Annotated in this window: 12 protein-coding genes, 1 pseudogene and 1 riboswitch; of the genes and pseudogenes, 7 read left to right on the top strand and 6 right to left on the bottom strand. The window is 67.1% G+C overall.

Translation table 11 applies throughout. The features are described from left to right. The first annotated feature begins 145 nt into the window (after positions 1 to 145). Both G6N48_RS13455 and G6N48_RS13450 read left to right on the top strand, forming a co-directional pair. Positions 146 to 406, top strand: a complete 261-nt coding sequence (locus G6N48_RS13455) for a helix-turn-helix domain-containing protein (protein ID WP_085267721.1) — start codon at positions 146 to 148, stop codon at positions 404 to 406. A 120-nt stretch (positions 407 to 526) separates the two neighbouring features. Continuing rightward, positions 527 to 647, top strand: a riboswitch (SAM riboswitch). Positions 648 to 653: 6 nt separating this feature from the next. Then, positions 654 to 959 (top strand): hypothetical protein, encoded by a 306-nt coding sequence (locus G6N48_RS13450; protein ID WP_085267722.1) that lies wholly within the window; start codon positions 654 to 656, stop codon positions 957 to 959. A 545-nt stretch (positions 960 to 1,504) separates the two neighbouring features. On the opposite strand, the gene G6N48_RS13445 is transcribed toward G6N48_RS13450, so the two are convergent. The 3 genes from G6N48_RS13445 to G6N48_RS13435 form a co-directional block, all read right to left on the bottom strand. Further along, positions 1,505 to 1,693 (bottom strand): hypothetical protein, encoded by a 189-nt coding sequence (locus G6N48_RS13445; RefSeq protein ID WP_085267723.1) that lies wholly within the window; start codon positions 1,691 to 1,693, stop codon positions 1,505 to 1,507. A 70-nt stretch (positions 1,694 to 1,763) separates the two neighbouring features. Further along, positions 1,764 to 2,786, bottom strand: coding sequence for a hypothetical protein (locus G6N48_RS13440; protein ID WP_085267724.1), 1,023 nt, complete (start codon positions 2,784 to 2,786; stop codon positions 1,764 to 1,766). Further along, positions 2,787 to 3,080 carry a hypothetical protein gene (locus G6N48_RS13435; protein WP_085267725.1) on the bottom strand — a complete coding sequence of 98 codons (294 nt, stop codon included), beginning with the start codon at positions 3,078 to 3,080 and terminating at the stop codon, positions 2,787 to 2,789. It lies immediately after the preceding gene. Between the two features lie 199 nt (positions 3,081 to 3,279). Between G6N48_RS13435 and G6N48_RS13430 the strand changes: the two genes are divergently transcribed. Next, a complete protein-coding gene (locus G6N48_RS13430; protein ID WP_085267726.1) occupies positions 3,280 to 4,335 on the top strand; it encodes a hypothetical protein in 1,056 nt (351 codons plus the stop codon). A 48-nt stretch (positions 4,336 to 4,383) separates the two neighbouring features. Further along, on the top strand, positions 4,384 to 4,965 hold the full coding sequence (locus G6N48_RS13425; RefSeq protein WP_085267727.1) for a hypothetical protein: 582 nt from the start codon (positions 4,384 to 4,386) through the stop codon (positions 4,963 to 4,965). A gap of 18 nt (positions 4,966 to 4,983) precedes the next feature. On the opposite strand, the pseudogene G6N48_RS13420 reads toward G6N48_RS13425, so the two are convergent. Then, positions 4,984 to 5,517, bottom strand: a pseudogene (locus G6N48_RS13420) (cyclodehydratase); the annotation flags it as partial. Between the two features lie 129 nt (positions 5,518 to 5,646). Next, entirely contained in the window at positions 5,647 to 6,840 is a 1,194-nt protein-coding gene (locus G6N48_RS13415) for a hypothetical protein (protein ID WP_139825627.1), read from the bottom strand. A 19-nt stretch (positions 6,841 to 6,859) separates the two neighbouring features. Between G6N48_RS13415 and G6N48_RS13410 the strand changes: the two genes are divergently transcribed. After that, a complete protein-coding gene (locus tag G6N48_RS13410; RefSeq protein ID WP_161494172.1) occupies positions 6,860 to 7,030 on the top strand; it encodes a hypothetical protein in 171 nt (56 codons plus the stop codon). A 201-nt stretch (positions 7,031 to 7,231) separates the two neighbouring features. Here the strand turns inward: G6N48_RS13410 and G6N48_RS13405 are convergent, their stop codons facing one another. Next, a complete protein-coding gene (locus G6N48_RS13405; protein ID WP_139825628.1) occupies positions 7,232 to 8,620 on the bottom strand; it encodes a zinc-dependent metalloprotease in 1,389 nt (462 codons plus the stop codon). A 78-nt stretch (positions 8,621 to 8,698) separates the two neighbouring features. On the opposite strand from G6N48_RS13405, the gene G6N48_RS13400 reads away from it, so the two are divergent. Next, the gene (locus G6N48_RS13400; RefSeq protein ID WP_085267730.1) at positions 8,699 to 9,721 is read left to right on the top strand and encodes a YlbL family protein; all 1,023 of its coding nucleotides are present in this window, start codon (positions 8,699 to 8,701) and stop codon (positions 9,719 to 9,721) included. Positions 9,722 to 9,809: 88 nt separating this feature from the next. Further along, complete coding sequence (locus tag G6N48_RS13395; RefSeq protein ID WP_085267731.1) at positions 9,810 to 12,788, top strand: UPF0182 family protein; 2,979 nt, start codon at positions 9,810 to 9,812, stop codon at positions 12,786 to 12,788. Positions 12,789 to 12,918 lie beyond the last annotated feature (130 nt).

The raw sequence follows: 12,918 nt of genomic DNA, 5'->3' as shown, positions 1-12,918 counted from the left end.
AACCAGGGCAGCGACAGCAGCGCGCACGCGGGTTTTGCATCTCATGGTTATTCCCTTTGGTGCTTTGCCCTCCTCGGTGCTGCGCATGCTCAGAGTACTACTAGTAGGGCAGACAGTCAGCTGATTTGGCCGACTACTGGGACGCGTGCCCACGCGACCCAGTCAGAACGATCCCGAACGGGTCGCCGCCTGGGAACTCCGCCGCCGTGAAGTCGGAGAGCGTATCCGGATGCTCCGCACCGAGCGGGGCCTCACCCAAGAGGCCCTCGCCCTCCGGTCAGGCGTCACACGCAACGTATTGATCGACGTCGAACTTGGCCGACGAGGCTTGCTTTACGAGCGGCTATTCGACATCGCCGAGGTGCTGCAGGTGTCCGCGGGGCGGCTCATGGACGGCACGTCGTAGTCCGGCCCGGCCAGCGTCGCGTCTCCCGGACCGGCGGGTGCCGGTCAGACCTCAGCTTCACGCACCGTGACCCGGGTCAGCGCGGCCGGTCTTTGGGCCCTGCTCGGTATCGTTGATTACGGCCAAGAGATTCGCCCACACGCCTCCGACGTGGGCGGACGGCAACCGCGCCACCCGGAACGGTGCCCTTCGGAGAAGGCCGGGGCTTGCGGCTAATGCTGCCGCTGGTCAAGACGGGAGAATCGCGATGGACGACGAGCCCTACCGGGAGTATTGGCGCGTGCTGTACCCCCAATCCGCTAACCCCGGATCGGTGGCGCACTGGTACGGGAAGTGGAAGACGTCCGAGATGTGCATGGGCGTGTTCGCCGAACGGCAGCAGGCCCGACACGAGTGGATCGCGACCGGCCCACGTGAGGGACGCGAGGAATCGCACGTGACCGCGGTCGTCACCCACCACGCGTCGCCGGTGCGCTCGCTGACCGCACGGGTGTGCCTAAGTTGCCTATGGGTTTCTCGCAACCTCGACGAGAAGCACCCCGCGGGCCAATAGTTGGCTCATGAGCAGGGCGCAGCCGACAGGCGTGCAGTGCGCCGGATTTGCTTAATACCACTGGGCTGGTATCAGAGTCGTGGTACTTGCTGGCCGGATATTTGAAAAAAGTTTGGTGACCGAGCGCGCCTCCCGGGCGCAAAGCCCACGTCACACACACAAACGCGGACCTCACCCACCCAATTAGCCCATTTCCGGGCGCCGAAATGCCGCCCGGAGGCTCGCAGTTGCACTTGAATCGTGTTTGTTCGGAAATTTATGACGCGGCTCACGGCTCCCACAGGGACTTATCCGATCAGCCCGGCATTCAGCCGTCGCCGATTACGCCCATGTGCGGAGGCGGACACCCGCCCTTCTGCGCAGGACCGCCGCTCAGCGCGTTTCGGAGCCGATGGTCGCGGCCGTGCGAACGCGCAAACCGTAGAACAACTGGCCACGCCAGCGGAGAAGCCCATCTGCCGAGGAGCGCGAGCGATTGGTGGTGCGCGGGAATGGCCGTTGCCAGGACGAACGCCGGAACCGGTTGGGCAACGCCCGGTGGGGGCTTATCGGTTAATGCGACGCTTGGCGAACCAGGCGCGGTAGGCGAAGTAACCCATCAACACGGCGAGGCCTCCGGTACCGACTAGGCCCAGCGCCGTGCCGTGGGTGCAAACATTCAGCACGAACAGGGCGAGAAACAGGAGAGCCATCGCCGTGTAGAACGCGAGGCCGTACAGGTGGTTCCTCTTCACGCGCGTCCTCCCAGCCATCGGAGTGTCTGGGGTCGTGCCAGGCGGCATCCATTGTGTCCCGTTGGCGGCATCAAGGTAGGCATTTGTCGGCGGCCTCCAGGCCGTCGGCGACCGCCGCCGTACCGAGGGCGATTTGACCGATCGCGGCGGGGATCCCAACGCCCGTCGCGCCCTCGGGGCCCGCGGTCAACATCGCAACCATGCCGCCCATGGGTTCGAGGAGGGCCTTCGTCGCGTCGTACGGGCTGCATGGCGGTTTGGCGGCCGCCGCGGCGGCCGGACCGGCAGCCGGTACTGGCGATGAGGGCATCGGCGCACCCGGCGGCGGGGCCGCTGGGGGCGCAGTGATGGCCTGTTCGTACTGGGGAATGAAGGACGGCTCCGGTGGGGGCGGTGTCCCGTTGGGGGTATCCCACGGCGCGAATGGCGGTGGGTTGGTCCCAGCGGCGTTGCCTTGAGTGAAGTCGACCAATTGGACCCCGTTGCGGCTACCGGGAGCTGCTGATTGGCCCCCGTTGGTGCTGGCCTGTGATTGGGCCCCGTTGCGGCCGGTGGCCGGAGGCTGCGCGACGGGATCGGGGTTCTGCGCGAAGCCGCCGTTGCCGACATCGCCTGCGGCCGCCGTGAGCTGACCGGCGACCTTGGCGTCGGCCCCGTCGAGTTGCTCGGCGCGCAACCGGATGTCGGCCGCGAACGCTTGGGCCTGGGCTTCGCGCGTGGCGCGTTCCGCCGGGCTGGTGCTGCGGCTGTCGGTAACCGACAGGTCCTCTCCGACCGAGAATCCGGCACTCTCCGCGTCCTCGACCCCGTAGAGGACGCGCCGTTGGGCCGCGCCGATTTCGCCCGCCCCGTTGCGGGCTATCCCTGCGGCCTGCCGTAGCTGGTCGGCCTTGCCGCTCACGACCGATAGATCGGCCCCGGTGCGTCGCCGCAGGGCGTCGCCGCCGACGCCGTGCCAGGTGAGTGCATGGGACTGATTGCGCATCGTCAGGAATGCGTCTTCCCATCGGTCGGCGGTTTGCGTCCAGTAGGCGGCGGCGTCGACGAGGTGCTCGGTGCTCCATGCCCGGATCTGCGAGAGGGTGGCGGCCATCTAGACCACCGTCACCTGTGTCAGGTTGGACATCGCGGCAGCGGAGGCGGCCTCGTGGCTGGTGTATCTCCCGGCCGCCGTGATCATCCCACCGACGGTTGCTTGGGTCCGTGCCGCGAAGGCAGCAGCGGCCAAGCTGGTCGCCGCGTTGACGCCGTTCACGGCCGCCGTGGTGGCCTGGAATGGCTGCCCCGGCGACGGCGGCGCCCCTGCGAGTTGGGCGGTCAACGCTTCCCATTGGCTGGCCGTAGCTTCGAGCTCGGCGGGGACGACCTGCAATGCATCTTGCCCCATGCCGTAGCAGTTTATGCAGCTAGCTCCTGGATCGCTATTCACGCCGGCACCACCGACCCCCAGCGACGTCGCCTCCGCGAGGGTCACCGACGCGCGTGCGTGGCGGGATTACCCTGGGTGACGTCACGGTTGCCGAACGATGCCAACCTGTCATTGACGGCTCCGAACACGACAAGCCCGACCGAAACGACGCGACTGCATGACCACCCTCGTCCGCTACCATCCACGCGGTATCGACATTGACCTCGCTGAACTGCCCGCGGGGCTTTACAACGAGATCGTCAGCCAGCACGGGCAGATCGACCCGCCACCGGCGGCCCCCGTGCTCACTTGCCTGGGCAACGGTGAGCCGATGTACGTCTACCGACACCACACTGGCCGCTTCTACGCGCGGCATTACCCGGGCGGCAACCTTGACGGGCACGGTCACCGCATAACCACCATGTCCGACGAGCACCGCCGGCAAGCGGAATACACACGCCGGGCCGCCGCCGAGGCCGGCCTGCCCGCCGTGCTGGAGAAGTCCACCGGGAACGGTACCCGCCTCGACGTCGCGGTTACCGGGTTGCACGATGTCGGGTTTGAAGTCCAGCGCTCCCAGCTGTCACGAGCCCGGGCCAAAATCCGCGCGGTGAAGTCATTTCAGGCGGGCTGGCCCACGGCATGGGTCAGCGACACCGAGCGCGACCCTGACTGGGCCGATCACGTCCCCACGGCCCGGCTAACCGTGCGAGGCTGGGACGTCATGCCGCCGGCCAACAGCGCCCGCGTGATCATCGGCCAATTGGTTCGCGAACGGGACCGCAGCCGAGCCTCGGGCTGGTGGTATCGCCGGGAGCCGACCGCGGTGCTGCTCGACGAATTGGCCGTCCTGATGCCGGCCGGTGAGATCGTCGCCGTCGCGACAGGCACCAAAGGCCAAGTCAGCCTCGCCTACAAGGAGGCCATCGAGGTCATCGACTCTTGCGCTGGGCCTGGCGCGTCGCTGTGGACACCGGAAGGCTCGACACCACGGGAGCGGGAAATCGTGCAAGCCGTCACCCGCGAATGCGCCGTGCACCCGACTGACCGCTCGGCCGTCCGAAACCCGCCACCGCTACCGCCGGCGTCAGCGCCGCCCCCGCCTAGCCCAGTCCTCATGCGGTCGGAATCGGAGGTGAGCTGCTCGACCTGCCAGCAACCGCTTTGGGCACCGATCAGCCGCGACCGCGGCGTCTGCGAGGCGTGCTCACAAAGGGCACGTCGTGGCGAATGACCCCGCGTTGATCGAGTCGAGCGCGCTCGCCGTGCCCAGAGCGCAGGCATGAGCAGCGACGGGCAGCGCAATGTGGATGCGCGTATCGAGGATGCGGTCAAGCGAATGCAGGCCGACGGAGACACGCACTATACGTCGCTGGTCCACGAACTGGGCTTCGGGGTATCCAACGAAGAGCCCTTGCTGCTGTCCCGGCTGTGGGACATGCTTCCGGACAACCAGCGCCCCATCGCGGTCGCCTCGGCGTGGACCGGGTCGGATTCACCGGAGACAATTCTGCCGACCGAGCAGTGGCTGACAATGTTCCGGGCTGTCGGCTATATCGAAGATACTCGCGAGAGTTGGCCGCCGAGTTGGCCTCCCCCGCCGCCGACCCTCAAGATCAAGCTGTGGCGCGGAGGTGTCAGGAAAACCGGAATGTCGTGGACCGCCGACCGTGAGTCGGCTGTGCGGTTTCAGCATCGTCAGTACGACGTGCCCGACTGGAAGCCGGGCAAATTGTGGACAGCCACTGTCAGCGCTAACCACCTGCTGGCGCGTTTTCATATCCTTCGTCCTACTGAGAACGAGTACGTCGTTGACCCGGAAGGCCTAGACCCCATAGAGGTTCCCGATGAGGCACCCGAGTAATTTCCCTTAGTGATTAACCAGGCAGCTCGTCACGCCGGGGATCACGAGCGGACCCACCAGCCCGGTGCCGTCGCGCACGCGCACCGGAAGGTGCGCGACGCGGTGGCGGTGCAGGTCGCGCACCATGCGCGGGTCGGCGACCAGGTAGTCCGACAGCACGACGAGGTCGACGGCCGCCGACACCGCGGCGTGCGGCTGGCTGCTCTGGGCCACCCGCGCCCCCGAGCGGCGCAGCGCGTCGGCGAGCAGCTCCGACAGCGGCCCCCGGCCGTGAATCCTGATGGACGCCGCCCGGCCGCGGGACCGCTCGCAGCCGGTCGCGACCCCGGCGTCGACCAGCCGGGCCACCAGGCCGGTCAGCCCGTCGGCGTCGTCGAGGCCGTGGTCCGCGGCCCGCCGCCGCAGCTCGGAGATCGACGTCGGCGACCGCATGGACCGCAGCAACGCCGCCAATTCCGGAGCGGACAGGCCGCGCGGCGGGCGCACCAGCACGGCGCGCCGCGGATCCCAGCCCACCTGGACGGCGTTATCGGGCCGCAGCAGCACCGGCATCGCCGGGTTGAGTGCGTATTCGGATCGGACAGCGGATGACACAGGGTGCAACTGTGTCACGCACCGGGCGGACGCCCGCTCAGTTATCCACAGGACCGCCGCCGGGGCTTTGCTCCTCGTCGCGGCGGCTCACAAATCGGCGGTCGTCAGCGAGAATGGCTGAAGCCCGGGATCGCCCTCGACATACACGTGACCGGGGTTGGCCGCGTCACCTTGGGAGTTGAGGTTGGCCCGCCACAGGTTGGGCACGCTTTCCGCGCCGGACCCCGCCTTGGCGCTGAAGTAGAGATCGTTGTTGAAGACGGTCATCGTGGTCTGGTTAAAGAAGGGCGGATTCTCCCAATCGGTATTGAATTGGGGGTCGAGCTTCGCTGTCGAGCTCTTGATGATCTCGCTGACGTGGTTTTCCACCGGGTCGTACATGAACAGGCCACGCTGCGAGGGACTCGAACCAATGTAGATGTCGTAGGCCGTGAAATAGAGCGTGCCCTTGCCCTCGAATCCGGTGATATTGAACGGGTACACGCTGCTGTTGTGGTCGCCGCCGGACGGTGCCGGAGTGGTGATCTCTCGGGCGGTGGTTCCGTCAAACATCCACAGGCCGGTCTTGGTGTTGGCGTTAACCCCCGAGAAGAACAGGGCGCTCTGCCAGGGCGCCGCCTCGGTTGCTCCGATCTCGGTTTCGCCAATCCAGACGAGGCCGGCCAGGTTGTACGGCTGCAGTCCATCGGAGTGGTCGGCAGTTGTTGGGGCGATCTTGGTCAGCGTCGAGCCGTCATACCGGTAGAGCCATGTCGGGCCCCCGTCGAAATCCTGCCCGCTCATGAACAGCCTGGGTCCCGGCACCAGGTGGGTGGGTGGCGGAAATTCGGTCGCAAACTCCGGTCCGGCGACCGAGACCGTCAGGTATTGCGGGTTGACGACATCGACGCCCACCTGCTCGACTGTGCTCCCGTCGTAGGCGTACAGCACATTGTTGGAGCCGTTGTAGCCGGAGAAGAACAGCTTGCCGAAGGCGACGGCGAGCGAGCACGGGTTGAGCCCCGTATTGGTGATCTGACTCAGTTCAGCACCGTTGGTCGAGAACAGGTCTTGGACCGGCCCCTCCAAACCGGGCAGCCAGCTGCCGTTGAAGTAGACAAGGTCGCCGTAGGCGGCGAATCCTTGGGGGTTGAGCCCGTCCGAGCCATAAAGCGCGGAGGTCCAGTTCGAGGTATCCCAGACGAGCAGGTTGCCACTGCCCGACTGCGCGTATATGTGGTTCTGGGCAAAAAGCAGATACGGGGGCGGTGCGTAGGACGGGTTTGGCGGCTCGTTCACCACGTCGTGGGAGCTGTTGCTGATGGGCGTGAAGCCGCTCGAGGTGGACCGCCAAATTGTCGTGGACCCATTCGACGTGGTGCCGAAGAACAACAATGTGTCGGCCATTTCCGTTACCGTCTTCCTCAGCGGCGATGGGCGCTGGTTTTATGTTGGCAACTTTAGTTGGCCGCCAGCGCGAAAACGCGAGTGATCGACTACTCCGTGCTTTTCTCTGGCCGACCGCTACCTGGTGGGTACTTCTCACGGAGGTCGGGTCGATTCCCATTTGCCCAGCCCACCTGGACGGCGTTGTCGGGCCGCAGCAGCACCGGCACCACCGGGTCGAGTGCGTATTCGGATCGGACGGCGGACGGCAGGGTGCAACTGTGTCGCGCACCGGGCGGACGCCCGCTCAGTTATCCGCCGAACCGCCGCCGGGGCTTTGCCCCTCGTCGCCGTCCTGCTCGAGTCGGGCGATCGCCTCGTCGATACCGCTGGTGTCCCCGCCGATCGCCCGGTCGATGAAGCCGGCCGGCTCGTCGAGGTCCTCGGCGCCGGGCAGCAGGTCGGGGTGTTGCCAGATCGCGTCGCGGGCGTCGACGCCGACGGCCTTGGTCAGCCGGTCCCACAGCGCGGCGGCCTCCCGCATCTTGCGGGGCCGCAGCTCCAGGCCGACCAGTGTCGCAAACGTCTGCTCGGCGGGGCCGCCGCTGGCGCGGCGGCGGCGCAGCGTTTCGCTCAGCGCGGCCGCACCGGGGATCCGGTCGCCCAAGGCCCCGGTCACCACCACCTGAACCCAGCCCTCGATCAGCGCCAGCAGCGTCTCGAGCCGCTCGAGGGCGTGTGTTTGCTCGGGTGTGGCCTTCGGCTCGAACACCCCCTGGCCGAGCAGCTGCTCGATGGCCGCCGGGTCGGACAGCGACGCCGGGTTGAAGTCGCGCGCCAGCTCCTCGATCCCGGTCATGTCGATCTTCATGCCCCGCGCGTAGGCCTCCACGGCGCCCAGCAGCTGGCTGTTCAGCCACGGCACATGGCTGAACAGCCGGTGATGTGCCGCCTCGCGGGCGGCCAGGAACGTCAGGATCTCGCTGCGCGGTTGCTCGAGTCCGCCGGCGAAGGATTCGACGGCGTCGGGCATCATCGCCGCCACGCCCTTCGGGCCCAGCGGCAGCCCGATGTCGGTGGACGTCAGCACCTCGCGGGACAACCGGCCCAATGCCTGACCGAGCTGCGAGCCGAACGCCATCCCGCCCATCTGCGACATCATCGCCATCAGCGGGCCCGCCATGCTCTTGGCCTCTTCGGGCAGCGACGACGCCCACACCGTCGAGATCTGCTCGGCCATCGGATCGCACAGCCGCTTCCAGGTGTCCAGGGTGTTGTCCACCCAGTCGGTGGGTGTCCAGCCGGTCGACTTCGTCGTGCCGGCCGGCAGGGCGGTCGATCCGTCGAGCCAGGTCTCCGCCAGGCGCACCGCGTCGGCGATGGCCCCGTTCGTCGCCGCCGGGATGGGAGCGACGAACCCGATCGAGCTCGTCGCGACGCGGCGGGCGAGTTCGTAGTTGACCGGGCCCGTGGACTTGCCTCCGGCCGTCATGGTGCCGGCGCTGCTGAACATCTGGCCGAGTTGGGTGAAGATCTGTCCCAGGTCGCCCATGCCGAAATCGCCGCCGATCCCGAACGCGCCGAACGGGTCGGAGGCGCCCTGGCCCGAGTCGGGATCTTTCTTCCCGCGTTTGTCGGGGTCATCTCCCGAGGAGAAGCCGAAAGGCAGGTCAGCCATGACGTCAACGGTACTCACCGCATGCTCCGGGCGGGGGGTCCCGGGTCATGCTTCTAGCTGAATGGGGCGTGGCGGTGTCCGTCTAGTCTAAGCGGCGTGAACAGGCGGATTCTGACCCTGATGGTCGCGCTGGTGCCGATCGTTGTCTTCGGTGTGCTGCTCGCGCTGGTGACTGTGCCGTTCGTGTCGCTGGGTCCCGGGCCCACCTTCGACACCCTCGGCGAGGTCGACGGCAAGCAGGTCGTGGCGATCGAGGGAACACAGACCCACCCCACGACCGGCCACCTCAACATGACGACGGTGTCCCAGCGCGACGGCCTGACGCTGGGGGAGGCGCTGACGCTGTGGCTTTCGGGGCAGGAGCAGCTGGTGCCGCGCGACCTCATCTACCCGCCGGGCAAGTCGCGGGAGGACGTGGACAAGGCGAACAACGCCGACTTCAAGCAGTCCGAGGACAGCGCGGAGTACGCGGCCCTGGGCTACCTGAAGTACGCGCCGGCACCCACAGTCGCCACGGTCAGCGATCCGGGCCCGTCCGCGGGCAAGCTGAAGGCCGGCGACGCGCTCGACGCCGTCGACGGCACGCCCGTGACCAATGTCGAGCAGTTCACCGGGATCTTGAAGAAGACCAAACCCGGCCAGGTCGTCACCATCGACTACCGCCGCAAGAACGAGCCGGCCGGCACCGTGCAAATTACGCTGGGCGCGAACAAGGATCGCGACTACGGCTTCCTGGGGGTCGCGGTGCTCGACGCGCCGTGGGCGCCGTTCGTCGTCGACTTCAACCTGGCCAACGTCGGCGGACCGTCGGCCGGGTTGATGTTCAGCCTGGCCGTCGTCGACAAGCTGACCACCGGCGACCTGGCCGGGTCGAAGTTCATCGCCGGCACCGGCACCATCTCCGCCGACGGCAAAGTCGGGCAGATCGGCGGCATCACGCACAAGATGGTCGCGGCGCACGCGGCCGGCGCCACGGTCTTCCTGGTGCCCGCCAAGAACTGCTACGAGGCCAACTCCGACAACCCGTCGGGGATGCGGCTGGTGAAAGTCGAGACCCTCAGCCAGGCGATCGACGCGCTGCACGCCGTCACCTCCGGTGGGCAGCCGCCGACCTGCTAGGTCGCGTTCGGGCAGACGAGCCGCGGATCGCGCGTCCTGGCATGCGTAGAGTTGTCACCGTCTAGAAACCAACCAGGGAGCGTAGCCAGTGGGGATGCGGCCCACCGCACGGATGCCAAAGCTGACTCGGCGTAGCCGGATTCTGATCCTGGTCGCCCTGGGTGTGATCGCGTTGCTCCTGGCCGGCCCCCGGCTGATCGACGCCTACGTCGACTGGCTGTGGTTCGGCGAGCTCGGCTACCGCTCGGTGTTCACCACCGTGCTGGTCACGCGCATCGTCGTCTTCCTGGTCGCCGGCCTGCTGGTGGGTGGCATCGTGTTCGCCGGGCTTGCGACGGCCTACCGCACCCGCCCGGTGTTCGTGCCGAGCAACGAGAACGACCCGGTGGCGCGGTACCGTGCCCTGGTTCTGGCGCGGCTGCGGGTGGTGGGCATCGGGGTGCCGATCGCGATCGGGCTGCTGGCCGGCATTATCGCGCAGAGCTATTGGGTACGCGTGCAGCTCTTCCTGCACGGCGGGGACTTCGGAATAGCCGACCCCCAGTTCGGCAAGGACCTGGGTTTCTACGCGTTCGACCTGCCCTTCTACCGGCTGCTGCTCAGCTACGTCTTCGTGGCGGTGTTCCTGGCGTTCGTGGCCAACCTGTTGGCGCACTACATATTCGGTGGCGTCCGGCTCTCCGGGCGCACCGGCGCGCTGAGTCGCTCGGCGCGCATCCAGCTGGTCAGCCTTGTCGGAATGCTGGTGCTGCTCAAAGCCGTTGCCTATTGGCTGGATCGGTACGAGCTGCTGTCGCACACCCGCGGGGGCAAGCCGTTCACCGGCGCCGGCTACACCGACATCAACGCCGTCCTGCCGGCCAAGCTGATCCTCATGGCGATCGCGGTGATCTGCGCCGTCGCGGTGTTCTCCGCGGTCGTCCTGCGGGACTTGCGGATTCCGGCGATCGGGCTGGTGCTGTTGCTGCTGTCGTCGCTGATCGTGGGTGCCGGGTGGCCGTTGATCGTCGAACAGATCAGCGTCAAACCCAATGCCGCGCAGAAGGAAAGCGAATACATCAGCCGCAGCATCGGTGCGACGCGCCAGGCCTACGGCCTGACGTCCGACGTGGTGACGTATCGCCCCTACACCGGCGACGCGCAGGCGACCGCCCAGCAGGTCGCGTCCGACCGCGCGACCACCTCCAACATCCGGCTGCTGGACCCCACGATCATCAGCCCGGCGTTCACCCAGTTCGAGCAGGGCAAGAACTTTTACTACTTCCCCGACCAGCTGTCCATCGACCGCTACCTGGACCGCAACGGCGCGCTGCGCGACTACGTCGTGGCGGCCCGCGAGCTCAACCCCGACCGGCTGATCGACAACCAGCGGGACTGGATCAACCGACACACCGTCTACACCCACGGCAACGGGTTCATCGCGTCGCCGGCCAACACGGTGCGCGGAATCGCCAACGACCCCAACCAAAACGGTGGCTACCCCGAGTTCATGGTCAACGTGGTGGGCGCCAACGGAAACGTGGTGTCCGACGGCCCGGCGCCGCTGGACCAGCCGCGCATCTACTACGGACCCGTCATCGCCAGCGCGTCGGCCGACTACGCGATCGTCGGGCGCAACGGGGCGGATCGCGAATACGACTACGAGACCAGCGCGGAGACCAAGAACTACACCTACACCGGGCAGGGCGGCGTCCCGGTGGGCGATTGGCTGTCGCGCAGCGTGTTCGCGGCCAAGTTCGCCGAACGAAACTTCCTGTTCTCCAACGTGATCGGCTCCAACAGCAAGATCTTGTTCAACCGCGACCCGGCGCGCCGGGTGGAGGCGGTGGCGCCGTGGCTCACCACCGACAGCTCGGTCTATCCGGCCGTGGTGAACAAGCGACTGGTGTGGATCATCGACGGCTACACCACCCTGGACAACTACCCGTACTCGGAGCTGACGTCCCTGGAATCGGCGACCGCGGACTCCAACGAGGTGGCGTTCAACAAGCTGGCCCCCGACAAGCAGGTCTCCTACATCCGTAACTCGGTCAAAGCCACGGTCGACGCGTACGACGGCACCGTCACGCTCTACCAGCAGGACGAGCAGGATCCCGTGCTGAAGGCCTGGATGCAGGTGTTCCCGGGCACCGTCAAACCCAAGAGCGACATCACGCCCGAACTCGCCGAGCACCTGCGCTACCCCGAGGACCTGTTCAAGGTGCAGCGGATGCTGCTGGCCAAGTACCACGTCAACGACCCGGTCACGTTCTTCTCCACCTCGGATTTCTGGGACGTCCCGTTGGACCCCAACCCGACAGCCAGCAGCTACCAGCCGCCCTACTACATTGTCGCGAAAAACATTGCGAAGAACGACAATTCGTCGTCGTACCAGCTGACGACCGCGATGAACCGGTTCAAGCGCGACTACCTGGCCGCCTACATCAGCGCCAGTTCGGACCCGGCCACCTACGGCAGGATCACCGTGCTGACCATCCCGGGTCAGGTCAACGGGCCCAAGCTGGCCAACAATGCCATCACCACCGATCCGGCGGTGTCCCAGGACCTCGGCGTGATCGGGCGTGACAACCAGAACCGGATCCGGTGGGGCAATCTGCTGACGCTGCCGGTGGCCCAGGGCGGCCTGCTGTACGTCGAACCCGTCTACGCCTCTCCAGGGGCCAGCGACGCGGCCTCGTCGTATCCGCGGTTGATCCGGGTGGCGATGATGTACAACGACAAGATCGGGTACGGCCCCACCGTCGGCGACGCGCTCACCGGCCTGTTCGGACCAGGCGCGGCCGCGGCGGCGACGGGAATCCAGCCCACGGAGGCCGGGGGGCCGGCCAAGCCGGCCGCACCGCCGGCGCCGGCCGCGGCCCCGGGCGGGACGCCGCCGCCCGCCGCGGCGCCGCCGGCTCCCGACGGAACGACGACGTTGTCCCCGGCCAAAGCGTCTGCGCTGCAAGACATTCAGACCGCGCTCGGCGCGGCGAAAGACGCCCAGAAGAAGGGCGATTTCGCCGCGTACGGCGAGGCGCTGCAGCGCCTCGACGACGCGATCAACAAGTACAACAGCACCAAATAGCGTTCGGCGCAGCCCGTGGGCCTGTCGGACGTCGCAGCGGCTTTAAACCAAACCTCAGCCGACCGGCACCGCCCGCTAATTCGTCTCACTCTTTAACTGTCGAGTCAACGGCCCGGGCGGCCGGTGCCGG

It is taken from the genome of Mycobacterium parmense, assembly GCF_010730575.1.
GTDB lineage: Bacteria > Actinomycetota > Actinomycetes > Mycobacteriales > Mycobacteriaceae > Mycobacterium > Mycobacterium parmense.
Note: the sequence above shows the minus strand (reverse complement) of the source record. Positions and strands in the feature narration are given on the sequence as shown.

What these genes read in the sequence shown, in the direction of transcription:
- G6N48_RS13440 (WP_085267724.1), bottom strand. Translation starts at nt 2,786, where the DNA reads ATGGCCGCCACCCTCTCGCAGATCCGGGCATGGAGCACCGAGCACCTC.
- G6N48_RS13435 (WP_085267725.1), bottom strand. Translation starts at nt 3,080, where the DNA reads ATGGGGCAAGATGCATTGCAGGTCGTCCCCGCCGAGCTCGAAGCTACG.
- G6N48_RS13410 (WP_161494172.1), top strand. Translation starts at nt 6,860, where the DNA reads ATGGGCGTGAAGCCGCTCGAGGTGGACCGCCAAATTGTCGTGGACCCA.
- G6N48_RS13450 (WP_085267722.1), top strand. Translation starts at nt 654, where the DNA reads ATGGACGACGAGCCCTACCGGGAGTATTGGCGCGTGCTGTACCCCCAA.
- G6N48_RS13430 (WP_085267726.1), top strand. Translation starts at nt 3,280, where the DNA reads ATGACCACCCTCGTCCGCTACCATCCACGCGGTATCGACATTGACCTC.
- G6N48_RS13425 (WP_085267727.1), top strand. Translation starts at nt 4,384, where the DNA reads ATGAGCAGCGACGGGCAGCGCAATGTGGATGCGCGTATCGAGGATGCG.